This is a genomic window from Nostoc sp., from assembly GCF_036917135.1.
Taxonomy (GTDB): Bacteria; Cyanobacteriota; Cyanobacteriia; order Cyanobacteriales; family Nostocaceae; genus Nostoc.
Genome location: NZ_JBALEA010000074.1, coordinates 43,408 through 68,440, shown reverse-complemented (window position 1 = coordinate 68,440; position 25,033 = coordinate 43,408). Strand labels below are relative to the sequence as shown.

The 25,033-nt window shown below is 41.2% G+C and carries 23 protein-coding genes and 1 pseudogene; 7 read left to right on the top strand and 17 right to left on the bottom strand.

The window, feature by feature from the left end; genetic code table 11:
• Positions 1-45: 45 nt before the first annotated feature.
• Complete coding sequence (locus V7K50_RS23320; RefSeq protein ID WP_334964174.1) at positions 46-174, bottom strand: hypothetical protein; 129 nt, start codon at positions 172-174, stop codon at positions 46-48.
• A gap of 748 nt (positions 175-922) precedes the next feature.
• On the opposite strand from V7K50_RS23320, the gene V7K50_RS23315 reads away from it, so the two are divergent.
• Complete coding sequence (locus tag V7K50_RS23315) at positions 923-1,246, top strand: hypothetical protein (RefSeq protein WP_334964172.1); 324 nt, start codon at positions 923-925, stop codon at positions 1,244-1,246.
• A gap of 564 nt (positions 1,247-1,810) precedes the next feature.
• Positions 1,811-4,375 carry an alpha-glucan family phosphorylase gene (gene glgP, locus V7K50_RS23310; RefSeq protein ID WP_334964170.1) on the top strand — a complete coding sequence of 855 codons (2,565 nt, stop codon included), beginning with the start codon at positions 1,811-1,813 and terminating at the stop codon, positions 4,373-4,375.
• 521 nt (positions 4,376-4,896) lie between these two features.
• On the opposite strand, the gene V7K50_RS23305 is transcribed toward glgP, so the two are convergent.
• The 4 genes from V7K50_RS23305 to V7K50_RS23290 all read right to left on the bottom strand — a co-directional run bounded on the left by V7K50_RS23305 (position 4,897) and on the right by V7K50_RS23290 (position 8,962).
• Positions 4,897-5,607 carry a YdcF family protein gene (locus V7K50_RS23305; RefSeq protein WP_334964168.1) on the bottom strand — a complete coding sequence of 237 codons (711 nt, stop codon included), beginning with the start codon at positions 5,605-5,607 and terminating at the stop codon, positions 4,897-4,899.
• Positions 5,608-5,651: 44 nt separating this feature from the next.
• Positions 5,652-6,134, bottom strand: coding sequence for a pentapeptide repeat-containing protein (locus V7K50_RS23300; RefSeq protein ID WP_334964166.1), 483 nt, complete (start codon positions 6,132-6,134; stop codon positions 5,652-5,654).
• A gap of 67 nt (positions 6,135-6,201) precedes the next feature.
• Entirely contained in the window at positions 6,202-7,968 is a 1,767-nt protein-coding gene (locus V7K50_RS23295) for an ABC transporter permease subunit (protein WP_334964164.1), read from the bottom strand.
• A gap of 43 nt (positions 7,969-8,011) precedes the next feature.
• The gene (locus V7K50_RS23290; RefSeq protein ID WP_334964232.1) at positions 8,012-8,962 is read right to left on the bottom strand and encodes an ABC transporter ATP-binding protein; all 951 of its coding nucleotides are present in this window, start codon (positions 8,960-8,962) and stop codon (positions 8,012-8,014) included.
• Positions 8,963-9,191: 229 nt separating this feature from the next.
• Here V7K50_RS23290 and V7K50_RS23285 point away from each other — a divergent pair, with 229 nt between their 5' ends.
• Positions 9,192-9,800 carry a hypothetical protein gene (locus tag V7K50_RS23285; RefSeq protein WP_334964162.1) on the top strand — a complete coding sequence of 203 codons (609 nt, stop codon included), beginning with the start codon at positions 9,192-9,194 and terminating at the stop codon, positions 9,798-9,800.
• A 491-nt stretch (positions 9,801-10,291) separates the two neighbouring features.
• Positions 10,292-12,073: a M61 family metallopeptidase gene (locus tag V7K50_RS23280; RefSeq protein WP_334964160.1), complete on the top strand. Its 1,782-nt coding sequence runs from the start codon at positions 10,292-10,294 to the stop codon at positions 12,071-12,073.
• A 21-nt stretch (positions 12,074-12,094) separates the two neighbouring features.
• Here the strand turns inward: V7K50_RS23280 and V7K50_RS23275 are convergent, their stop codons facing one another.
• Together V7K50_RS23275 and pyk are read right to left on the bottom strand one after the other, a co-directional pair.
• Positions 12,095-12,262, bottom strand: coding sequence for a hypothetical protein (locus V7K50_RS23275; protein ID WP_334964158.1), 168 nt, complete (start codon positions 12,260-12,262; stop codon positions 12,095-12,097).
• 53 nt (positions 12,263-12,315) lie between these two features.
• Positions 12,316-14,085, bottom strand: coding sequence for a pyruvate kinase (gene pyk, locus V7K50_RS23270; RefSeq protein ID WP_334964156.1), 1,770 nt, complete (start codon positions 14,083-14,085; stop codon positions 12,316-12,318).
• 379 nt (positions 14,086-14,464) lie between these two features.
• On the opposite strand from pyk, the gene crtR reads away from it, so the two are divergent.
• Positions 14,465-15,355, top strand: a complete 891-nt coding sequence (crtR, locus tag V7K50_RS23265) for a beta-carotene hydroxylase (RefSeq protein ID WP_334964230.1) — start codon at positions 14,465-14,467, stop codon at positions 15,353-15,355.
• Positions 15,356-15,376: 21 nt separating this feature from the next.
• On the opposite strand, the gene V7K50_RS23260 is transcribed toward crtR, so the two are convergent.
• A complete protein-coding gene (locus tag V7K50_RS23260; RefSeq protein ID WP_334964154.1) occupies positions 15,377-15,706 on the bottom strand; it encodes a hypothetical protein in 330 nt (109 codons plus the stop codon).
• A gap of 410 nt (positions 15,707-16,116) precedes the next feature.
• Between V7K50_RS23260 and V7K50_RS30810 the strand changes: the two are divergent.
• Positions 16,117-16,257: pseudogene (locus V7K50_RS30810) on the top strand (transposase family protein); the annotation flags it as partial.
• 56 nt (positions 16,258-16,313) lie between these two features.
• Positions 16,314-16,634 (top strand): ISAs1 family transposase, encoded by a 321-nt coding sequence (locus V7K50_RS30805; RefSeq protein WP_442944656.1) that lies wholly within the window; start codon positions 16,314-16,316, stop codon positions 16,632-16,634.
• Positions 16,635-17,225: 591 nt separating this feature from the next.
• Here the strand turns inward: V7K50_RS30805 and namA are convergent.
• The 9 genes from namA to V7K50_RS23210 all read right to left on the bottom strand — a co-directional run bounded on the left by namA (position 17,226) and on the right by V7K50_RS23210 (position 24,972).
• The gene (namA, locus tag V7K50_RS23250) at positions 17,226-18,293 is read right to left on the bottom strand and encodes an NADPH dehydrogenase NamA (protein WP_334964152.1); all 1,068 of its coding nucleotides are present in this window, start codon (positions 18,291-18,293) and stop codon (positions 17,226-17,228) included.
• Positions 18,294-18,560: 267 nt separating this feature from the next.
• Positions 18,561-18,782, bottom strand: a complete 222-nt coding sequence (locus V7K50_RS23245; protein WP_334964150.1) for a hypothetical protein — start codon at positions 18,780-18,782, stop codon at positions 18,561-18,563.
• 600 nt (positions 18,783-19,382) lie between these two features.
• Complete coding sequence (locus V7K50_RS23240) at positions 19,383-19,946, bottom strand: DUF2808 domain-containing protein (protein ID WP_334964148.1); 564 nt, start codon at positions 19,944-19,946, stop codon at positions 19,383-19,385.
• Between the two features lie 717 nt (positions 19,947-20,663).
• A complete protein-coding gene (locus tag V7K50_RS23235; RefSeq protein ID WP_334964146.1) occupies positions 20,664-21,128 on the bottom strand; it encodes a CYTH domain-containing protein in 465 nt (154 codons plus the stop codon).
• 307 nt (positions 21,129-21,435) lie between these two features.
• Entirely contained in the window at positions 21,436-22,122 is a 687-nt protein-coding gene (locus V7K50_RS23230; RefSeq protein WP_334964144.1) for a DUF6875 domain-containing protein, read from the bottom strand.
• Between the two features lie 1,279 nt (positions 22,123-23,401).
• Positions 23,402-23,599 carry a hypothetical protein gene (locus V7K50_RS23225; RefSeq protein WP_334964142.1) on the bottom strand — a complete coding sequence of 66 codons (198 nt, stop codon included), beginning with the start codon at positions 23,597-23,599 and terminating at the stop codon, positions 23,402-23,404.
• 1 nt (position 23,600) lies between these two features.
• Positions 23,601-24,026 carry a hypothetical protein gene (locus V7K50_RS23220; RefSeq protein WP_334964140.1) on the bottom strand — a complete coding sequence of 142 codons (426 nt, stop codon included), beginning with the start codon at positions 24,024-24,026 and terminating at the stop codon, positions 23,601-23,603.
• On the bottom strand, positions 24,023-24,403 hold the full coding sequence (locus tag V7K50_RS23215; RefSeq protein ID WP_334964138.1) for a hypothetical protein: 381 nt from the start codon (positions 24,401-24,403) through the stop codon (positions 24,023-24,025). Before V7K50_RS23215 ends, V7K50_RS23220 begins: the two co-directional genes overlap by 4 nt.
• Positions 24,403-24,972, bottom strand: a complete 570-nt coding sequence (locus V7K50_RS23210) for a hypothetical protein (protein WP_334964136.1) — start codon at positions 24,970-24,972, stop codon at positions 24,403-24,405. The genes V7K50_RS23215 and V7K50_RS23210 overlap by 1 nt, the downstream gene beginning before the upstream one ends.
• Positions 24,973-25,033 lie beyond the last annotated feature (61 nt).

The window sequence follows — 25,033 nt, the reverse complement described above, 5'->3', positions numbered from 1 at the left end:
TTATTGTTGGATTTATCTGGGTATTTTTGCCCAAATAAAATCCAATTAGGGTGGATTATCTCCCACATCAGCCATCACATTGAAGTTAACCATCGGTGCAAACAAGTAAGCGCTTCCCCGACTGCTATGACGACTTTCTTGCAACGAATTTCTAGGGTATGCTGCTCCAATCATGTTGCACACGGATGATTTACAGGCTAACCAATTCACGTTTGTAATTAGGTGAATGGTTTCTAATAACAATTGCTTTTAACGATAACACATTTTATTTTTAGTGGAACACTCTCATTAACAATTCAAAATTCAAAATTCAAAATTCAAAATTAAAGACATTTCAGACGAAGAGGAGCAACTCCAGGGGATTTAAACCCCGACTGAAATGGGTGCTACATATAGATGTAGGGGTCTTAAACCCTTTAATTTACGATAAATAAGTTGATTTGCCGGTTGTTTGTTGATGAGAATTGTGGAAATAAGTTAACTTTTTTACTGGAGCGATGCCTAGGTTGGAGAAAGCCTAAGTTACTATGAAATAATTTTATACACTTAGATAAAATCCCTTGGTTATGAGGAATAAAAAATGCTGTAAGCGGTTAATTGGCATTTTTGTATATATTTCTACCGTTGCTTGTCCAAGTAATTTTATGATTAGGCATTAAACTCAGAATGATATCTACTATACTGATGACACCCTATTCTTGAAAAAGCTAAGATGTTTTTCTTCGCTATAAATTATATCTAAAAATTTGTAAATCACCCATTCGGGTGAGCCAAGCGGGTGATGCGTGCTTGGCACTACTCATTATAAATTTTATTGAAGGAAAGCTAAAACGTAGCTTAATTTTCAGGATAAGCCTACAAAACAAGATCAAATTGCCCAAATTGAGGTATCGGTTTTTAACTCACACACTTGGTTCAAATTATGGCTTTAATTAAAGAAATTGTGCAAGAAGCTCTAACTACTGGCTATCTAAGTGTTGTAGCGGAAGATAAACTGCGATCGCAGCTTCAAAGTAATTATGACTCAGAAGACCTAGATGCCTGGATCATTTTACAGCGAGCTATTGGAGCCGGTGGTGTCAAACAAGAGTCCCGCCGAAAAAAAGCTTCCCTCACTCCTAAAGCCAAGGACGCTTCATCGAGTATCAAACTTGCTTATCAAATGGCGGCGGAAATTGCTTATGCAGCAGCCGTAGCTTTGACAATGACAAAAAATACTAAAGATCAACCTTCACTAGGTGCATAAAATAACACGTTACTAAGTTATTTTCTGCTTTAGTGTCAACATTTAATACCAAGTAGTTAGCGTCGGCGTAGCCCAACCCAGGCATCGCCTTTCCTGGTTAACTGCTTGGTACTGTTTTTACCAAGCCAACGATATATTAAGTGACTCATCACCTTAAACTAACCTTAATCTCACACGGCTTTTTTCCCAGCGTAAATTTATTAAGAAATAGTTAAATTTTTAACCTTCCTGGACACAGCTATGAGGAATTTTCACCCTTAGCCAAGACCTGAGAATTGATCCCCGAAAGCAATACTAAAATAAATATAAATTATTTATTCAAAACTAAATTTTTTTTAGTGATATATGCCAGTAAATGATTAAATCTTAAAATACCAAGTATATGGCTGAGTGTGAGGCATAAAATTAGAAACACCTTGGTGTAAACTTTAGCAACGAGGTTAAAAAGAATTCTCAATGTTTAACAAAGTCATCGCTTTTTCACAAAGTACAGTGTGAAGAATTGGCAACATTGGTAAAGAGAGTAAACAATAACCATAGCTAAACTTGGAGTTTTGCCAACCTATGCAGCCAATTCGCACATTTAACGTATCTCCTTCACTACCGCCGCGACTGGAACCACTACGGCGGCTAGCATATAACTTGCACTGGGATTGGAACGTTGATACTAAAGATTTATTTCGTCGCTTAGACTCCGACCTATGGGAGTCTAGCCATCATAATCCGGTGTTAATGCTGGGTACTATCTCTCAATCGCGGCTTCTGGAAGTTGTCGAAGATGAAGGCTTTCTAGCGCAAATGGATCGAGCTGACCGTCAGTTAGAAGATTATTTGCAAGAGCGCACTTGGTATCAGAAACAACGGGAGCAAAAACCAAAGGAATGCTACGCCTATTTTTCGGCGGAATTTGGACTTGTAGATTGTTTACCCGTCTATTCTGGGGGCTTGGGCGTTTTAGCGGGGGATCACCTGAAATCTGCCAGCGACTTGGGGCTACCCCTTGTAGGTGTAGGTTTACTGTATCAGCAAGGCTACTTTGCTCAGTATCTCAATGCCGACGGCTGGCAGCAAGAACGCTACCTGAGCAATGATTTCTATAATATGCCTTTGCATCTAGAGCGTAATGCCGATGGTTCAGAACTACAGATTGCGGTAGATTATCCAGGACGCAAGGTGTATGCCAGAGTTTGGCGCGTACAGGTAGGAACAGTGCCCCTGTATTTGATGGACACCAACATTGAACCCAACAACACTTACGACCACGACATTACAGATCAGCTGTATGGTGGCGACATCGATATGCGTATCCACCAGGAAATCATGTTGGGGATCGGTGGTGTGCAAATGCTCAAAGCTTTGGGGTTGAAAGTCACCGCCTACCACATGAATGAAGGCCATGCCGCCTTCTCTGCCCTAGAACGCATCCGTTTGCTGATTCAGGAAGAAGGACTGAATTATGCACAAGCTAAACAGGTGGTGGCTTCCAGCAATATATTTACCACCCACACGCCAGTACCAGCCGGAATTGACTTGTTCGCCCCCGACAAAATTTTGTACTACCTCGGGTACTATGCAGAGATATTTGGGTTGCCCAAAGAGCAATTTTTAGGACTGGGGCGCGAGAATACAGGCGATTTATCTGGGCCTTTCAGTATGGCGGTGCTGGCGCTGAAAATGGCAACATTTTCTAACGGTGTCGCCCAACTGCATGGCGTAGTGTCACGGCAAATGTTCCAAGGCTTGTGGCAGAAAGTGCCAGTAGAGGAAGTGCCGATCGCAGCAATTACTAACGGTGTCCATGCTCGGAGTTGTGTGGCGAAATCGACTCAAGAGTTGTACGATCGCTACCTAGGGCCAAACTGGTCATCAGCACCACTAGATAGCCCATTGTGGGAGCGGATGGAGGCCATACCCGATGAGGAGTTGTGGCGCAATCACGAACGCTGCCGCTTAGACATGGTTCTGTATGTGCGCGAGCATTTGGTCAAACATCTGCGCGATCGCGGTGCTTCCGCGTCCGAAATTTTCCAGGCACAAGAAGTTTTAGATCCTTACGCTTTCACCATTGGTTTTGCTCGTCGCTTTGCCACCTACAAACGCGCCACTCTCTGGATGCGTGATTTGGATCGCATTAAACGGCTTTTACTAGCTAACAAAGACCGAAAAGTGCAATTCGTGATTGCTGGTAAGGCACATCCTAAGGATATTCCTGGCAAAGAACTAATCCGCGATATCAATCACTTTATCCGTGAACAACACTTAGAAAAACAGGTAGTGTTTGTTCCCAATTACGACATTCATATTGCCCGATTGATGGTTTCAGGTTGCGATATTTGGTTAAATACACCGCGTCGTCCACGGGAAGCCTCTGGAACCAGTGGCATGAAAGCCGCAATGAATGGATTGCCGAATTTAAGTGTACTAGATGGCTGGTGGGATGAAGCTGATTACGTCCGCACAGGCTGGGCAATTGGACATGGAGAGAATTACGACGATCCTAACTACCAAGATGAAGTAGAAGCAAATGCTCTTTATGAGTTGTTAGAGAAGGAAGTTGTACCGCTATTTTATGAACATCGTGACAGTGATGGCTTGCCCCGTCCGTGGGTTGCCAAAATGAAAGATGCAATTCGGTTGAATTGTCCTTTCTTTAATACAGCGCGGATGGTAGGAGAATATGCTGGGAGAGCTTATTTCCCGGCTAGCGATCGCTATCATACCCTGACTGCTGATCACTATGCTCCAGCTAAAGAACTAGCAGCTTGGAAAGAAAAACTGGGCGAACACTGGTTCGACATCAAGATCAAAGATATTGATGTATCAGCAGTTTCAGACATTGAGGTTAACCAAACCGTTGCGGTCATTGCCAAGCTTGACTTAGCAACTTTGACGAATAATGATGTGCAGGTGGAGCTATATCAAGGTGCGATCGATGCGAATGGTGAGATTGTCAACGCTGTACCAGTGGTGATGGATTACCAAGGTGAGGATGCACAGCAATTGAGTATTTACACAGGTAATATCACCTATACCGCTTCTGGTTTGCAAGGCTTATCTTTGCGTGTATTGCCGAAAAATAAAAATCTGGCTAATCCTTATGAACCAAGATTGATTGCTTGGGCAGAATAAGAGGGCTAAGTAATTTTTGAATACTCAAGACTAGGCGTTGCTGATTTAAGTTTAGCAACGCCTTTTATTTTGCAATGCAGTCATGCCCTACAAATAACTGTTGCTAGAATTACGAAGAGTTATAACCCCAAAATTCTTTCAACGATTGGGTTCGCCCAAAGTGATAAAAGAGAGTTAACTACAAATTCACAACTGAAAGCTACTACAAAAATCGATCCTTAACGACCTGAACAACAATGTTAACGGCTTTGACAACTCCGATGATGTGATCAATGGTCAGGGGGGTAATGACAATATTGTGGGGAGCAGTGGGAACGATATCTCGATGTGGTGAAGTGGGCGCGAGGGAGGGGCTTTGCCCCGTTCCTCTGGACTCCCGGAGCAATGCCAGTTGTTGACCGAGCGCTGTACAAATCCCTTGATGGGGCCAACTAGAGACGGGAGGGGCGCTCAGTCACTGCTTCGCTAGAACTGGCTTGTGTAAGAAAACCAGCTAAGAAACGGCGACTTGGTAAAAGCTGTCAATCGCTTTTGGTAAAGGTTTCAGGTAGCCACGACTGCGAAACTTCCTTGCGCGGTCGCAGCATCTGTTGTTGAGTCAATCCATAGGATTTTGAGTATCCATCAAATGCTAATCGAGTCAACACGTAATTTTCCCATTGACCTATGAGCAATTGCCAAATCCATGCTGCAACGGGTACTTCGCACTTCACAACTTGATAATCGATGCCTATGTGGGACACTATAAATGCAGTACGCCTGACATGGTATGGCGACGTAACAATCAAAGCCGAAGACCAGTGATTCTTAAGCATGATCTTGCTTGCATTGAATAGATTCTGGTAAGTATTTCTTGCCTGTGTGTCTGTCACTAAAACACTTCTAGGAACTCCTATAGAGTGGGCGAAATTTGCCATCACATCGGCTTCAACATAGTGATTATATACGGCTGCACCTGAAAACAAAATGTATTTTGCCCGTCCAGTGTGAAAAAGTTCTACAGCTTTGAGAACTCTTTGCCGCGCAATCTCACCAATACTGCCGTCTGAATTTGCTGGGTTGCCAAGTACAATGATGACATCGAAGGTTTTGCGTTTCGAGTTGACCAAAGGTGCTTGACAGAAAAATAGAGGAACAATATTAATGACAAGCAGTGAAATTGGTATCGTCAACAAAATCAGTATAACGAACCATAGTGCTGCTCGATAAATTATTCTAGATTTCCATCGCATTCTCTTAACTTGCACATTTTAGAACGGTTAAATCAGTCATTTTCTCAAGAATTAAATATAGCTTTGCGTAGTTGTAAATCTTGACGTTGTAGATTGCTTAAACCAGTCCCTACGCCAAGCTGACACTTATCTACTAAAGTTTCTAACCAAATAGTCTCGTTAAGAGTTGCACCTCCTAAATCTGCATTTCTCAAGTCAGCTTTGGTAAAATTTACAAATAAAAGGTCTGCATCGATTAAACTACTACCTTGGAGATTTGCTTCTGATAAGTTTCCTCGAATCAAGTTTACACCATCTAAAATTAAACCAGATAAATCTGCTCCTACAAGATTAGGAAACTTTAACTGACTGGGATATTTAAAAAACCGCATTATACAGATTATATTTGCTTCATTTAACCGTATTTTTGTTAAAAAATCATAACGAGCTATGCCCAGTTGCTTAAGAATTTGTAGACGCTGTGGGGGACTTTGTTCTAAAAAGTGGATGGCTGTATAGCGTAAATCTTGAGTAGGGATATTTAACATTATTCGGAAATTTTAACGATGTTAGATCCCCGACTTCTTTAATAAGTCGGGGATCTATGGATCTAATTTAACGTCCTACTAACAATGCTTTCGTAGCAGATTCGCCCGCTAATCTCACGCGCCTTGCTAACTGGAAGTTTAACAACGCTAGAACACTTAACTCAGCGAGGAATGCCATAAAAATTGTTGTCACCCCAGAGTATTCTATAGCTGCCCAAGGAAAAGTTGAAAATAACCAGACAGTAGGATATTTCGATGGGGCAATGTCAATAAATTGTAGAATCATCGGTGGTAGAAACATTGCTGTACTTAAAGTTCCAATTGCCCAGAAAGAACGCTTGGGAGTTTTTAGCAAAAGTATTAATTGGGCGATGGTAGCGCAAATCATCATTAAGCTGATAGACAAAGCTATAGCTAAAAGTACTTTAAACCTGTCAATATCATTACTCAGCCAAGTTTGGCGATCGCTTGCATCAAAAACAGATGTAAGTGAAATCCAAACTAGCCAGGGGATAGTAACAATCGTCAGATTAATAGCGATCGCCACGAGTGCAGGGCTTTTTTCAGCCGAAATTAGCTCCTGCCATAATTTTTTCCGGCTAGAAACTCCTTGATATCGATATCTTGCCCAATCTTGTACATCTTGACGGTGAGGGGAAAGAACGACAATTAAACTTAAAATCAACAGGCAGTTGTACACTGCCAGCAAAACGAGATTTCCCGCAACCCGTTCATCCCATCTTTCATTATTTAGACTAATTTGTACACTAAATCCCCACATCATCAACTGGCAAAACGCTACTAAAAAATAACTTTGTTCCTTGCTGATTATTGACGCTTGAGGATTAAGGAAACAACGTTTAACAGCTTGGAAAATACCGTAACTACATAATCCAAAGTTCAGCAAGTGAAAACTAACAACACTAACAACACTTGTCCCTAATGGTAAATAGAAAAACTGCAACTTTGTCAAGGGAGAACCATCGGATATATGAAACAAGTTGGGAAAGAGATAATTTGTTACATCCCAAGGATTAAAGAGTCTAAGCCAAGCCGTTGAATTGTTTAAACTGTTGTTATAAGACGATGCAAAAACCATCGTTGTGAACAGAAACAGGAAAACTGCACCACTCCCTAACCAAGGATGAAAACCGCTAAACCAACGACTATGTAAGCCAAATAATAGTGCCGCACTGTAGAAGAAAATACAGCTAGCAGCAAGAATTGCGTAGTAACTTAAAATGTGATCAAAGGCAATTTTGGCAGAAAGCCCAGCCCATAAATGTAAAGGAAGTGTTACTAAGATAATCAGATAAATTAAACTCGGAACTCCTAGTAACTTGCCAGTCAAGATAGTTGTTTCTGATTGGGGACTGAGACGGATGAAATTCAGCGTACCGCGAGTTTCTTCTTTGGCTAAATCGTTGATTAACAAATAGGTTCCGGCAACTAATAGTGTAAATATAAAAATTACACTAAATGTTAGGAAAATATATTCCCAATGGTCTCGCCACCACAACTGGGAATTAATTTGATTTGGGGGGCAAAAATTATTTGATAAGAAATCATTGAAGTCTGCAATTCTAGACTGATCTGATTGCTCGAAAACCTGGTTTTGTTGTTGTTGATAGAGTTGATACGAACTACAGTATGTACCAGTTAGCGAGTATCTATCATCAGGAAACTCTCGTAACTGATATAAAAAAACTACCACTTGCAGTAGCAAAGATGTTGCAACTGCGATCGCTACATTAAAAAACTTCAGCCGTCCTTTGAGTTCCCGGAATAGTTGCGGATTCCAATCGCCGATTTGCTCTATTAAATTGGGCATCATAGAAAAAAATCTCCAAAAATGGGGAGTGATATTTATTGACGTATTAAGATGCTTGTTTGTGACCTAATTTTAAGAAAATACTTTCTAAGTCTTCTTGTGTACAATGAAAATCAGTCAGAGGAATGCCTGCTTTGATGAGCGATCGCAACAACTCAGCACTATCTTCATCTTTGCCCGAAAAATTCACCCGCACGCTATTTTTTCCTGATATTACCTCCCACTCTTCTACTAAAGGATGATGTTTTAGTTCGTTCAAAAGCGTCTCTAGGTTCCCCAAAGTTGACAACACAATTTGTTGATGGGCTAAACGTTGATAAAGTTGCTGTAGGGAAGTACTCTCTACCAAAAAGCCAAGTTCCATAATTCCCACAGAAGTACAGAGTTCAGCTAAATCACTGAGAACGTGGGAAGAAATGATCACAGTCATCCCAGCTTCTTGCAAAGCCTTAATGATTTCCCGAAATTGCATCCTAGCAATGGGGTCAAGCCCAGAAACAGGCTCATCTAGTAATAGTAAAATTGGTTCGTGGATAATGGTTCGCGCTAAACTTAAGCGCTGCTTCATCCCCCGCGACAGAGTAGAAATCTGACTATGGCGTTTATTCCCAAGTTGGATTAGTTCTAAAACCTCATGTAAGCGTTGAGTGCGACGTGGTTCTCGTAAACGATACAGACGCGCAAAATAATCTAGGTAGTCCCAGACTGTTAAATCCTCATATAGCGGGTAGTCATCAGGTAAGTAGCCTAGACGACGCTTGAGTTTGGGGTTACTCTTGTCACGGAGTAGGCGATCGCCATTAATATAAATCTCACCTGTAGTTGGTTCCTCAGCAGTCGCCAACATACGGATGAGAGTTGTTTTACCCGCGCCATTCGGCCCAATTAGTCCATATACTTCCCCCGCCTGAATTTCTAAATCAACATCATTGACAGCAACGTGTCGGTCAAATTGCTTAGTTAATCCACGAGTGCAAATTGCTAATTCTTTTACCATTGCTGCTGGGGTGCGGCTTGAGATTAACACTTAAACTAACCTCTTTCTACAGCTTTTGTCAGTCTGGTTTCAAAAATTGAAACTGAACTTTTGTAAAGTCGCTTTGCGTAATGAGCATTATTTACAGACTTCATCAAAGCTTTAAATAATACCAATATTTAAGTTTTGCTACTGGGAATACTAAAGCTAGAAATCTCTAGGTCTTCTCAGTTAATCAGGTAAAAATTGTATGGATTTTGAATCGATTATGAATATGCCTGTTATCGGGCAAACTATTGCTTATGCTATTGACGATGGTAGGCAATGGGGACTATGTTTTGCCAACAACTTTTATTGGGTAGGTAATAGAGATAACATTGCAAACTTGATGATATTAGAGTCAACCGTTTGGTCAGTAGGCAATGGTATTTTCAGTGGATTCATAGGACTAGCCGGAATACCCACTGATATTGGGATTACTTTGTATTCAAATGTGAAACTAGCATCAGCTCTTTTTACCCTTTATGGCATTGATATAAGAAACGAATCTGCGCGACTACTAGTTTTAGCTGCTGCGGCTGGAGTGAGTGTATCTGAACTGGCTAATCAATTAGGAACTAAAGTAGGCTCACAAGCTATTCAAAAAGCTTTAATGTCTATTCCTGGTAAAACTTTTGCTGAGATAAACAAAGCTTTAGGAATTAAATTAATCTCCAAAGCAGGCGAGAAAACTTTAGTCAACGTAGCAACAATGATGCCTTTTATAGGGTCTGCTGTCAGTGGTACAGTAAATGGTGTAATGATGAATGCTTGCGGATATTCGGTGATTGCCTTCATAAAGGTTTGGAATAGGTCATAAATTAGTAAAAGTAGCAGAGGCAAATGGCACTAAGTTAAGATACAGCCCTTGCCCCTACTGGTTCCCAGCCTCAAGGCTGGGAACCCATTCTGAGAGGCTCCGCCTCCTCTTTCTTGACCGGAGGCAGCAGCCCCTCGGAATACATTCCCAGCCTGGAGGCTGGGAACCAGGCTAATCCGGTTTGATTTGTGAAAAAAATTAATTATTTGTAGGGTGCGTTATGACTTTAGTCTAACGCACCATTTTCAAGGGTTTGGTGCCGTACTCTCGGCGATAACACACCCTACGTGTTGTTCAAAAATCAAATAGTAATCCTATATTTCCGACAGTGCTGGGATAACATTATTAATCCCATTACCAGATGAACCGCTAATTGCATAACGCTATTCGGGAATTTGATACCCAGCCGCAGCAAAGAAAAGTCAAAAGTTAAAAGATAAATTTGTCATGATGGTAAAAATCACCCATCTACTATTAACTCAGCACAGAAGATGACTGAAGCAACAGCAACTCGTCGCCACACCTACATCCAAGAAACCGAGCCAACGATTCATTACCTGGTGGCAATGTCCCAACCAGAAACCCATTTGTTTGAAGTGACTTTACACCTTGTAGATTATCCCTCACCGATTCTCGATTTAAAACTGCCAGTATGGACACCCGGTTCCTACTTAGTCCGGGAATATGCCAAGAACTTACAGGATTTTGTGGCTTTTGCAGAGGATAAGCCTTTACCTTGGCGGAAAATCAGTAAAAATCACTGGCAAGTAGACAAAATAGGTGTTTCAGAATTAACTGTACGTTACCGCATTTTTGCCAATGAGCTATCAGTACGGACAAATCACTTAGATACCAGCCACGGTTATTTTAACGGTGCGGCACTATTTTTTAGAATACCAGGTTGGGAAAAGCAACCCATTCGCGTCACCATCGTACCATCACGCCCAGAATGGCAGATAACTACTGCTTTGCCACCTGTTGATAAAGAAACAAATACTTTCTTAGCTGGCGATTTTGATACTCTTGTTGATACTCCCTTTGAGATTGGTAGCCACCAATTATATAAATTTGAGGTTTTGGGAAAACCCCATGAACTAGCAATCTGGGGACAAGGTAATTTCCAAGCCCAGCAGTTAATTGCTGACATTCAAAAAATCGTCGAGGTACAAGCGCAGATGTTCGGCGGTTTGCCATATCAACGATACGTGTTTCTGCTACATTTATTTAGCCAAGCTTTTGGCGGCTTAGAGCATAAAGATTCTTGCTCTTTGATTTATCACCGTTTTGGGTTTCGCGCTCAGGATAAATACGATCGCTTTCTCCAATTGGTAGCACACGAGTTCTTTCACTTGTGGAACGTCAAGCGAATTCGCCCAAAAGCATTAGAGGTTTTTGATTACGATCAAGAAAACTACACACCATCATTGTGGTTTTGTGAGGGTACTACTAGCTACTATGACTTGTTAATTCCTTTACGGGCAGGAATTTATGATGTTAAGTCGTATTTGAATAACTTGGGCAAGGAAATTACCAGATATGAAACGACACCAGGGCGCAAGGTACAACCCCTTTCCGAGTCGAGTTTTGATACCTGGATAAAACTCTATCGCCCGGATGCCAATAGCGGTAATTCCCAAATGTCCTACTATTTAAAAGGAGAAATGGTATCGTTATTGCTGGATTTACTGATTCGCTCTATTCACGACAATCAGCGATCGCTAGATGACGTAATGCTGAAAATGTGGCAGCAATTTGGTCAAGCTGAAATTGGTTATACCCCAGAACAGTTGCAGGAAGTTATAGAATCTGTTGCCGGCATCGATTTGACTGATTTCTTGAAACGCTACATTGATGGCACTGACGATTTACCCTTTAATCAGTATTTAGAACCCTTTGGCTTGCAGTTGGTAGCTGAACACCCGGAAGAACCTTACTTGGGTGTGAGAATAAATACAGAGAATGGGCGGGAGATGATTAAGTTTGTGGAAACTGCATCACCTGCACAAGTAGGGGGAATTGATGCAGGTGATGAGTTGTTAGCAATTGATGGGATTAAGTTAGCGGCGGGTGGCTTAAGCGATCGCCTGAAAGATTACCAACCAAACAATAAAATTGAAGTTACACTTTTCCACCAAGACGAACTGCGTACTTATTCAGTCATCCTCGCATCACCACATCCCACTCGATATCAAGTAAAACCTGTTGAGCATCCTAACTCCACACAACAGCAAAACTTTGCTGGATGGCTGGGGGTTGCGATCGCAACTGTTTGATTAGTCATTAGTCATTAGTCATTAGTCTGGATAAAGGGCATTGGGCATTGGGCACTTGTACTGCCCTTCTCTACGAGACGCTACGCGTAGCTTGCTTCCACGAAGTGGTACGACTACGCTCAGGAACCGCGACTTGTGCCGAGCGGAGCCGAGGTAAGTCGAAGTATTGGACATTGGTAAATCATTCATAGTTCTTCTCCCTCATCTCCCAGTCCCCAGTCCCCAGTCCCCATTCCCCACTCCTAAGACGTTCTCACCGCCCCAGAATAAATCAAACCCCGTTGCAGATCCAACGTTATAATCGCCCCATCCCGAATCACCTGCGTTGCTTGCTTCACGCCGACAATCACTGGTACACCCAGACGTAAGCCAATCACAGCCCCGTGACTTGTAAGACTTTCATCTTCCGTAATAATCCCGGCAGCTTTCCGAATTGCCTCAACAAAATCAGCGCTAGTGCGTGGTGCAACCAAAATGTCTCCGGGATTAAAGTTACTAACATCCATGCCAGTATTCGCCACTCGTGCGCGACCACTCACTAAACCTTGTCCCAGACCAATTCCGTGACCTAGTACCGCCGTCACAACTTCTACCTTAATCAAATCCGTGGAGCCGGAAATTCCCTGGAGTGTGCCCGCAGTCATCACGACTAAATCTCCTTGTGTCAGTAACTTAAGTTCCTGAGCCACATTGATCGCAGCTTGAAATGTCTGACCAGTGGAAGGTAATCCTAGTACTAACAACGGTTTTACTCCCCACACCATCTGTAGCTGCCGTGCTACATTCACATGGGGTGTCACTGCCAAAATCGGTGTACGCGGACGAAACTTAGAGACATTGCGAGCTGTCGCCCCAGTTTGCGTTAGGGTCATGATGGCTGCTGCATCTAGTTGTTCGGCAATTTGACCGACAGCTTGACTAATGGCATTAGGAATGGAGCGGCGAGCATCTCTCGAAGAACGCAAATTTAAGTGTTGGGCTTCTTCCTGCTCCATCCGCTCGGCAATCCGCGCCATCGTCGCCACTGCTTCTACAGGGAAGCTACCCACTGCGGTTTCATTGGAGAGCATCACCGCGTCCGTACCATCTAAAATCGCATTTGCCACATCCGACACTTCCGCGCGAGTGGGACGGGGATTGCTCACCATGCTGTCTAACATCTGAGTAGCAGTGATGATGGGAATCCCCAAGCGATTAGCTGTGGCAATTAGCCGCTTTTGGAGTACGGGAACATCCTCTGCTGGCAATTCCACCCCTAAGTCGCCTCTGGCAACCATTACGCCATCACACAAAGCTAGAACCGCCTCCATTTGTTCTATAGCCTCGTGCTTTTCAATTTTGGCAATCACTGGCACTTGCTTGCCTGTACTAGAAATTAGTTCTTTAATTTCGATCATGTCCTGGGGATTGCGGACAAAGGAAAGTGCCACCCAATCCACACCTTGATCTAGACCAAACATCAGATCCTCTCGGTCTTTGTCGGTCATTGCCTTAATTGACAGGTAAACACCGGGAAAGTTTACGCCTTTGTTGTTAGAAAGCTTACCAGGTACGGTGATGCGACAATGCAAATCACCTTTGTCTCGGTTAATCTCCTCCACCACCATTTCTACTCGCCCATCATCGAGGAGGATTTTTGCACCAACGGGGACTTCTTCGGCTAAATGATCGTAGGTGACGCAGCTAATTTCCTGCGTACCGACCACCGGGCGATTTGTCAAGGTGAAGCGATCGCCTTTTGCCAAAACTATAGATCCGTTGTCAAATTTCCCCAAGCGAATTTTTGGGCCCTGCAAGTCTTGGAGAATAGCCACTGGCTGATTTAATTCAAAGGCGGTTTGCCGAATTAAGCGAATACTACGCTGATGGTCGGCATGAGTTCCGTGGGAGAAATTTAGCCGCAGCGTCGTGGCTCCCGCTTCAATAATCGCCTTGAGCATTTCAGGACTGCTAGTGGCAGGGCCAATAGTAGCAACAATTTTTGTCCGGCGCAGAGAATCTCTTAGTTGCATAGGGGCTGAAGTTAGGGAGCTATCTGGGAAGTCATCGTAACTTAAGTGGCATCTCCTTTTCAGTTACTGCTATATCAATAGATATAAGCAGTTAGAGAGGGTTTATGGGAGAGTGGGGACTGTGGGATAGACTAGATATACTACATCAATTTTGTATCCATCCTCCCCACGAAGGAGTTTATGCCATAAACTTCTTGCCGATTCTCATACCTCACTTATCAGTAAAGACTAGGCTTCGTCTGGAATCATAGCGTTATTCATCTGCTGATATGCGAAGATGTAGATAAATATTGCTATACAAAACTTTGCAAAAGTTTATTATTCCCTAATATTCATCGTATATTCGTAATGTTTGGTAAAGAAGGAGTTAATGTCAGAAATGATCGCATCGGCGGCACAAAAGCCACTGACAATCCCACCCAAGGAATTTTTAGCGCCTCCTGGTGATTTCAATCCCACACTACTGTTGTTTTCTGTAGCTGTGACAATGCTGGTGTTATCTAACTTTGGTTACTGGCTTTGGGAATGGCCGCACTGGCTGTGCTTTAGCGTTAATACCATTGCCTTGCATTGTGCTGGAACGGTAATTCATGACGCCTGTCACCAATCTGCCCATCGTAACCGGGTGATGAATGCGATGTTAGGACATGGCAGTGCTTTGATGCTAGCTTTTGCTTTTCCAGTATTTACGCGGGTGCATCTACAGCATCATGGCCATGTCAACCATCCTAGAGACGACCCAGATCATTATGTCTCTACTGGTGGACCTCTGTGGCTGATTGCGGTGCGGTTTTTATACCACGAGGTGTTTTTCTTTCAACGGCGATTGTGGCGTAAATATGAGCTATTAGAATGGTTCATCAGCCGCTTGATTGTCGGTGTAATTGTTTATATATCAGTGCAGTACAACTTTTTGGGTTACATTCTGAATTTTTGGTTTATCCCGGCTTTTGTGGTGGGTATAGCCCTGGGATTATTTTTTGACTATTTGCCCCATCGTCCTTTTGCCGAGCGCGATCGCTGGAAAAATGCTCGCGTCTATCCTAACCAAGTTCTCAATATCCTAATTATGGGACAGAATTACCACTTAATTCATCATTTGTGGCCTTCTATTCCTTGGTATAATTACCAGCCTGCATACTATGTCATGAAGCCCCTGTTAGATGAAAAAGGATGTTATCAAACTTCAGGATTGTTGCAGAAAAAAGACTTTTTTGAGTTTGTTTATGACATCTTTCTAGGAATTCGGTTTGATCATCACAAAGAATAGAATTGTTGTATGAAGTTCGCGTCAACAATCTGCTATTTCAACAACCACACCCGGAGCGATCGCTACTACGGCACTGTGAACACTAGGTATCAATGGAAGTAAATCAGGTAGACGATTACTAGACGCTACAAGAACAATGACCGCAACTCCAGCCTGTTGCAAGTTTTGCTGATATCTTAAGTTTTGGTCTGTTGTGAGGAGAATTGTGAAATTCTGCTGCATCATCAGTTGCAACAGTTCACCATTCTTTTTACCTGACCATCCCATCTCCACAACTGTGCGTACTTCATAATCAGTGAGTTCACGCCTCAAAGGTCGTGGAACACACTCATCAAGCCAGGGCAAACGCATTTAAATATTGACGAGCCTGAATCAGGATAAAATACACCAAGACTCAAACTACATAAGGCTTTGAGGAAATTAAATCTCAATAAATATGAAAATAATAATCATTATGATGGGGAGTTAGAGGCAGCCGACGGCTGCCTGAATTTTCACGGTCACTTCCCCACTTAATAGCGTAGGTTTTCTCACAGTCTGATTCTCAATAGTTTTAGATGAATGACTAGGAATTACAAGAAGATCAGCCCAAAGAAAAACTCAATTTATGCGATCGCTACCAAGAAGGGCGGTTACGCCATCGAAAACTCTTCAAAGTGACTTATTACAGATGGCGTGAAAAGTCAGGACGGCTGCTTGTCAGAGAACATGGTATTCTCACATTTATCAGAAAGAAGAATTACATTCTCCCAGTTCTTAAGATGAAGCTCAAACCAAAAATCACGATTGCTGACCATTTTTGGGGAATAGAAGACCCACGAATTGACCGCACTAAACGACACAATTTAATTGATATCATGACCATTGCTGTATCTGCTGTGATTTGTGGAGCGGATGGTTGGAAAAGAAGAACTAAGGCAACCTTTATGATGAAGTTGAAAAACTATTCTCTTCAGGCATAGCTACAGGGTTTGAGGGGATTGCACATAGCACATATAAAACAGAAGAAACAGGGCATGGTCGTCATGAAATCCGCAATTACGTAATGTTAATGGAACCTCGGCTTAATCCAGATTCAGTTTGGTCAAAATTTAATCGTGTTGGAATGGTAGAATCCGTCCGTTCATTAAATGGTGAAACAACGGTTGAAACCCATTATTTTATCAGTAGCCTGGAATCAAATGCTAAACAGTTTGGTAATTCTATTCGCAGTCATTGGGGAATTGAGAATTCATTACATTGGAGAGGCAGCGCGTTGCGGGGGTTCCCCCCGTTGTAGCGACTGCCGTTATTAGATGTCGCCTTGAAGGAAGATGACTGTCGCATTAGAAAAGATAATCCTCCACAGAATTTTGCAATTCTCAGACATATTGCAGTCAATCTTTTAGGTCAAGAGAAGCGTGTCAAACGTGGAATAAAAAATAAATAGTTTCTCCCTGGGCTGGATAACAATTATTTATCAAGAGTCTTAGAGCTAGCTTAAACTCACATATCAAAATTTGAATTTGGCTTTTTAGGGAAAATTTCATTTTTCCTTTAGATAAACATACTTTTATAGACTCAAATATTGAATTATTTTAGTATTTATAAATAATGATTTAGCATTAGATAAGCTGAATCATACCTTTCAGAGAGAATTTATTCATTTTATTGATCATTTTATCGATTTTTACAATTATCCATGTCATTTTTAAATCTCTCTTAGATTTTATTAGTAAATAAGGTGCGTTTCCCCTATTGTAGTAAGCACTTTAGGGCTTAGAAAATAAGGACTAAAGTCCTTACTACGAAATTGTTTACCCATCAATTTAAACTTTACAGACTAGTACTGCCAAGTAGCAAGGATTTGGGGGAATTGATGCTGAAGACATCATACCCAAGCTCTGTCGTATTGAACAGGCCAGAGTTTATCGTGTCCCAGTTGTTTAGCTGCCAGATGTGGCCAGTAAGGATTGCGGAGTAGTTCACGTCCCAACAGCACTATATCAGCTACTTCTGTACGAATAATCTCGTCAGCTTGTTCAGGGGATGTAATTAAGCCCACGGCTCCTGTATGAATATTAGCTTCGCGGCGGATGCGTTCAGCAAACTGAGTTTGATAACCAGGTTTAATTGGGATATTAACGCCCGGTATAATACCACCTGATGAATTGTCGATGAGATCAACTCCCAAAGATTTAAGTTTGTCGCTTAAAGCGATACTTTGCTCAATGTCCCAGCCATTGTCTACCCAATCGGTGGCAGAAATGCGTACCCAGAGTGGATGTGTTTGGGGCCAAACCTCTCGGACTGCTTGAACTACTTCTCTGAGGATACGAGTCCGGTTTTCAAAGCTACCACCATAATCATCTTGACGGTGGTTAGAAAGGGGTGAAAGAAATTGGTGCAGTAGATAACCGTGAGCAGCATGGATTTCAACTACCTTGAAACCAGCTTCTAGAGAACGTTTGGCAGCTTGGGCAAAGGCACCAATAACTTGTTGAATTCCCTCTATACTGAGGGCTTCTGGGACTGGGCTATCTTTGCTAAAAGCGATCGCACTACTCGAAACCAAAGGCCGCCAACCTTCCTGAGATTCATCCAGCGTTTTTCCTCCTTTACTCGGTTTGGCAGTGCTGGCCTTTCTGCCTGCATGAGCAAGTTGAATACCTGCAACAGCCCCAAAGTTATGAATTAATGCCACAGTCTTAGCTAAAGTTTCTATGTGTGCATCTGACCAGATTCCTAAATCTTGCGGGCTAATGCGTCCACCAGGTTCTACGGCTGCTGCTTCTGTGAACACGATCCCGGCACCGCCAACTGCACGAGTAGCTAAATGAATAATGTGCCAATCATTAGCATATCCATTTGTACTCGAATATTGACACATGGGTGAAACGGCAATGCGGTTGCGAAAGGTAACTTCACGAATCTTGAATGGTTCAAAGAGGTGTGCCATTGATATTCATTCCTTTTACTTTTGAGATAAGTCTGAGCCAAGACTTTCTTAAATTACAACTTCGGTGCTTTTGACTTTTGCGTAGCCGTACTAGTACAGCACAACGGAAATAAACCACCGGTTCCAAATCAATGAAACACTGACGCTGGATACCTAGTTTGAATTTTGTTAGCGCAGCGTAAAGCCTTCTCTTCGAGAGGCTTCGCCAACGGCATGGTTTCGCTTAGAACGAGTCCGTGTACCCTTACAGAGAAGCAAGCTAGGCTTTTAGCCTCTGTCTGCGACACGCTGCGCGAAGGTAGAGAGCGCCATTTTGAATTTTGAATTCCGCCTTGCGGTACTAGGCTCTTTGGTCTGTAATTCCCAGATATCGGATTTTATTTGTTCTTGATCTACTAATAACTGTAGATGATCTGGTAATTTAGTTTTTTGCCAAAGTGACCAATTTTCTTCATCCAAACATTCTCTTTCAATTTGTCCTAAAAACATGGCTTTACTCTCCAAGAGTACTCTAGCTTAAGTTTAGTAATTTCTAATTTAGAAAAGACGAAATAAAGTTCAACTTCTGAACTATTCCTTGACTCAGATTGATATGTACTCACGATTTTATATATCTCCTAACTTATTGAGTTGGGAATTGGCATTGGTTATTAATTCATCTCCCTCGTTTCCCGTAGCGTTGCTCAGACATAGCTTTCAATAATCCTTGTAATAGAGGCTAAAAGTTTACTTGGCACTAAATTCTGAATTGATCGGATAAACCACCTAATTTACTTATACTACTATAACTTGACCGATATGCCGTTGTATTTAATTACAAGATTTGCACAGATTATGCTAAAAAACAAGAGTGTATTAAAATTTGTTGACATTATTAAGAAAATGCAGTCTGTAGCGAAAACTTTCTCAAAAAAGTAAAGGGCAAGTATAACTTTTGTCCTCAATGGTTAAAATAACAGATTCTGCGTTGAATAGTTGAATAGGTTAAATAGAAGGGACTGGGGAGTGGAAAAAAGTTTTCCCAGTCCCCAGTCCCCAGCGATGCACTGAGCTTGTCGAAGTGTCCCCAGTCCCCAGTCTCTAATAAAATTAATTATCTGTAGTCGTAGGCCCAGAAAATTGGAAGCGTCCAATACCGAGAGATTGGCCAGCAATTTTCTCACCAGAGGGAAAAGCCTTAACGCCAAATAAATAGACACCATCAGTAAAAGGATTGTAGTAAGTTTGCAGACCAATAGTAACCGTCTTTCCCGGTGGTATAGGAGTGTCGAAGATTACTGTAATACTCTGCTGTTTATCGCCACCTTTCACAGCTTTGAGTGCCAACTTTGAACCTTGGTGATTGCGTGTGCCTTCAAAGGCAAAAGTATCTTTCTGATTGAATGCAATCTCTTCAGTCCCCTGAATCTGGTTAAAAGTAACCTGCTGCAAGGCTTCCCCAGCTGTCGCTGGTACTTCCAGAGTGAAATAGTATGTCGTATTTGGAACACTCGTATTGCTGTATGGAGTACTGGCACTAATTAAACGCGGTGGTTCGACAAAAGCGATCGTGCCATTGCTTAAGGTAACTGCATTGGCTACCGAATGAGGTAGTAAATATAGTCCAGTGCTAACAACAAATAGAGTACTAAAAAAATTAGTAACGTACTTCATAATTTAGATTTTTACCTCAATGATTTTTATCTGGGACTCAAATTATTGAGCCTTGCTTCAAATACCCATATTTAAGCCTGAAGAAATAAATGACTCCAGCCTCTTAAATCAGCAAATACAATCAAGTCTGCCAACTATTTATTAGGTAATTTTGCTGTAATTCTAGCACGCGATTTCAAGTTGTCCATGATTAAAAAACAGATATTTGAATTTAAATTTAACTAGTAATTTTGCCGGAATTTTAATTAGTAAGTTTCCTCAAAAGTCGATGATTTTACCGGGCTTTCACTCCGAGAAAACACCTGTAAATTTATATATTTACCGTAGTTAGATACATCTAAAAATCGATACATTTATCGTAGTAATAAATATTAAATTATCTGATAATTTTACACAGGAGAAAATTTATCAATTAAATTACATATTAATAATGTTATTGAATATGTGAATCTAGGACGACTCAAGTCCGATCCAAGAAGTATTGGAAGTGATATTTGATGGTGCGATCGCTAAGAGGTTGTTTGAAAAGTGGTTGATTGTAACTTTTGGTACTGATTGATCCTCCCTAACACCCCTTGGGGGATTTAGGGGATCTAAAACTTTTTGCTACCGATAATAGGACTTTTCAAACATCCTCTAAACTAGATGATCAGACTTTGAATCCAATGTACATTCTGCTTCTGCATTAGGAATTTTTGATCCCCAATATTTCACCAATTACCATTGTGAAAAAGGGTGTTTTACTAAATTGCTGTTGAAATATCTGGAGTCATCAGAAACTTCTTGTCCAATCCAAGTTGGTAGTTCAATTTGTTGATTTTCATCACTGAGTTCAACTTCTGCTAATATTAGTCCTTTATTAACACCATCAAACTCATCTATTTCCCAAATCAAACCACACCACTCTATTTTATATCTGACTTTTTCTATAAAGGGGCGTTCACACAATATCTCAAGCATTTCTTGAGCATCTTCAATAGGAATAGGATACTCAAACTCTAATCTTGAATATTTAATACTCGGACCTTTAATTGTCAAATAACTTTTTTCTCCGGCTACACGTATACGTACAGTCGCTTTGTCTTGTGTGGCAATGTATCCTTGACGATAGACACTACCTTCAGCTAGTCCTCTCCAACTATCTCCTATAACTAAATATTTCCGCTCTATTTCTTTCGCCATTCTATTTATTTGCTTTTATGTATTAAACAAGAGTATTATTATAGATTAAATACTATAGCAATCTTAAATCATCTATGAGAAAAAATATCCCCGACTTATTAAAGAAGTCGGGGATCTGCCGGTTGCAGTTACCACAAATCAAATAGGATTGCGATATTAACAAGCTGTAACCGCGAATTAAGCCTTGGGAAGGATAACTGATAAAAAATTGAGTCAGTAGTATTGTCTGACATTTCACCTAATAGCCTTGCGACAAAGACTTTTAATCTCCCATCCTCAATGCCCAATTCAAATATTTGATATTTATTTATATATAAGAACTCACCAAATTTTCTTGCTTAAGTTGTTCTTTCGATAAATCTAATAGTTGACGAGCATTCCTAATCCTTATTTCATCTGTAAATTTATCACCAAAATGCTTTAAATAAGCTTCCAGATACTGAATACGTAAGTGTGGATCAGTTGGATTCTGAAGAAAGGGGAGGTCAGCTTCAACCATAAACCGGATAGCCAACAAGGGGATAGGGCTACGAAGTGGACGAAAGTTGGGGTTGTGCAGACCTGGACTTTCATTGCGGTTATGAAATTCTCCTATCATCAATCCTGACTCAACAAACAAAGGTTTCAGTTTTTGTTGGACACTATCTATTACTTTAGGAGCGTCTTCTATATGGACATCAGGAAAGATTAGTAAAAAAGCTTTATTAATTGCTAATTCTTGCTCTGGAACATCCATCTCAATAAACATATCTCGGTAGCGTGCAACAACCTGTTCCAATTGTTCTGGATAGAAATCTTTGGTGTGAACAACTGCCAGACGAACACTGTTTGACCTCAGAGAGGAAGGTACAAAAGGGCAAACTGCGCCGGGTCTTCCTAATTTAGGATGAGGTCTTCCTAAAAAGTTTTTTACCCACTCCATAATTTCAATTAAGTAAGGAAGGTCTTCGTTTTGTTCAAGTTGTTCGATTTCACGAGTTGTATAGAGCTGCATAAGCTTAAGTAAAATGGGATAATTGTTTGATTCTGGATCCAAAATTAGTTTTACAATACATAATGTAGGTTAAACTAATTATTTAAGTAAACAAAACAATCCTGATTTTTTTTATTTTTGGTTCATCTGTGCCTTGTAGCAGATCAAATGGTCTACAAAGTTTTTGTCAACTGAAAGTAGTTTACGTCAATACATACACAAACATATCTCGTATCAAACAACTTGTTCTCATTGATTTGGGACTTGGTTTGTAATATATACGTAGAGTGCTTATGTATAATTATTATTACGCATTTGCTCCTACTTTTTTACACTCCTAAGGTTTTGTTATTTTTAATAAATACATAATGAAGTTTATGCCTAAATAGTTATTTTTACTGTAAAAATTTAGTATGGATTTAACAAAAACTATAAAATTAGCATCAAGTAGTATGATTTAATATAAGTGAATACCCCGACCTAAGTCCAGTTTGATAAGCTATATATTACTTAATGCAAATTTCTGCTCTTTAACTTCCATCTCCAGAAAGATATCTCGGTAGCGTCTAATAACCTGTTCTAAACCACATCTATTTTGAAAACCATACTTTTTAAAAGTAGTGGGAGCATCTTGCTACCGTATTGTACTAGCGGGCAAGATGCCCACACTACTCCAGGTTTCAAAATGGACGAGGTTTTGTTGTTCTAGATACAAATCTTTTGTACCAATAACTGCCAGATGAATACTAGACTTCTTGCATAAATCAAAAAAAGAACCCTACCATCCTAAGAGGTTGTTTGAAAAGTCCTCTTTTCGGTAAAAAAACGTTTAGATCCCCCTAAATCCCCCTTAAAAAGGGGGACTTTGACTCCGGGTTCCCCCCTTTTTAAGGGGGGTTAGGGGGGATCAACAAGTGCCTAAAATCACAGCTAACTACTTTTAAAACAACCTCTAAGAGCCAGCTTTTAGGGAAGGGTGGTTTCATAGGAAAAAAGAAAAATATGGAAGTCTTTACTTCTCGTTTAGAACCATAGATTCTGACCCCACTTACAATTCCTCTCCCCGATGCGGAGAGAGGCTTTGAAACCCGGTTTTAGTTTTTCTCTGGTTGTATGAAACCACCCTGCTAAGAGCCAGCTTTTAGGGGGTGGGGTGTTATGGGACTTTTGCAAGAGGTCTACTGTATAAATTATCTATAAATTCAAAATGAGCGGCGACTTCTGCCCTTCCCCGTACCCCTACAATACAAGCAAGCTACTCACCAAATTGGATATTTGTTTAAGCGGAATCCCCAGAGAGTTACTTCTGAGTTGCTGGGGTTTGTGGCTGTTCACCAGTCGCCGGCTGCTGTACCAAGTAGCCGAGGATTGCGGTAGCGATGCCCCCAATGGTGCCAGCAGTTGAATGATTAATCACCCCAGCACTGCCAAGCAAGCTCGAACCACCAGCAATCAAACCGAAAATTGTCGAAAGTGTATTCAAAGTAGATTTAGACATTTTATTCTTCCTCTGTATTTTCTTCGTATTCTCGAATTGTGTAATCGCCCTTCTTCTGTAAAAAGCGCTGAAGATCCCTTGTGTAAAAAAGTAGCCTTTTAAATTTGTGGGTAATTTTCTGATCAAGCTGCCCAAGGAGCATTTGAATAACATCTTTTCGATTTACATATTCAAGATTATGTAAATCCAAAGTTCTTTCTAGTTGACGGACTTTTTCAGCATTCCGAGCGTGTTCTTTCATCCCTTCCTCAATTTGAGTAATTGAAGAGGAAATTTTATTCATTTTGCTGATAATCTGAACAGCGACGCTGGCAAGGACAGAAACGCTAACCAGTATCCCTAAGAAAATACCTGTGCTTTCTAAAGTTACTGTGATTCCAGTAGTGCTAGAAGAGGTAACAGCTATTGTTGATTTTGTTGGGTTCATTGCGGTAAAAAGCCTTCAATCTTAAGCTTCCAACCTGCGAACGATACAGATGGAAGTTTGCCTACCCACTTTGATGAAAACTGACAAGATATCGACCTGAGATAGTACCCTGCTTCTCTCAACTCATGGGGAACTGGCAACTCATACACAATAATTTCATCACGCACCGGGATGTATAGTCGCTTAGATTTGGTATTTTGTTCATCGGGATATATAAATCGGATATATGCACCGCTTTGGATCTTAGTGCTGTTCCATCCTTGGGTGTCAGTGATCGTAGTAGTAATGCGAAAAGTATCGCTAATGGTGTTGTGTGGAAATAATTGCCAGCTATCTGATACTTGAATTTCTCCGAGCAAATCCCATGAAATGCTCATTAGAAACGCGCTATCACTTCTTTTCCAAACTTCAGGAATACTTCACCATGAGCGCCAAGAACATCACGCTTAGTTCCGTTCGTTTTATTAAACAAGGTTCCAAAATTCGTGATGATCGTTGACAGCGTAAACGCTCCAGTAGCAACGGAGAATGGAATACTGTAGTGAGATTGATTCCCGTTTTTGTCATAGAATTTGACATAACGGTTACGCGTTGCCGTAGCAGGTACAACTACAGGAGTGGCATCACCATAGAACCAACTGATAGTAATTAACTTCCGCTTGTCACCCTTGACTTTTGGAATTGATACTGCACCATCTGCAACAGTTGCTAATAAACCAACAGAAGCCAAACCATCAAGTTTTGTGTAAGCTTCTTTTTTAACTGTTACCGCTAAAATCAATCCTGCTTCCAAAGGATCGCGATAGTAAGCAGTATCATAATCTTCAGCAACTTGTGGTGTATATGGTTTGGGGTTATTGATCAGGTTTTGTCTGCGCTCTGCTTCTCTGGCCTTAGCTTTGTCGGCACGCGCTTGCAATTCTACATAACTTAATCGTTTAGTCATACTTGTGAGTTTTTGTACGTGAGATGGTTGTAGCCGCTAGACTAACATCACCTTTTGGCTA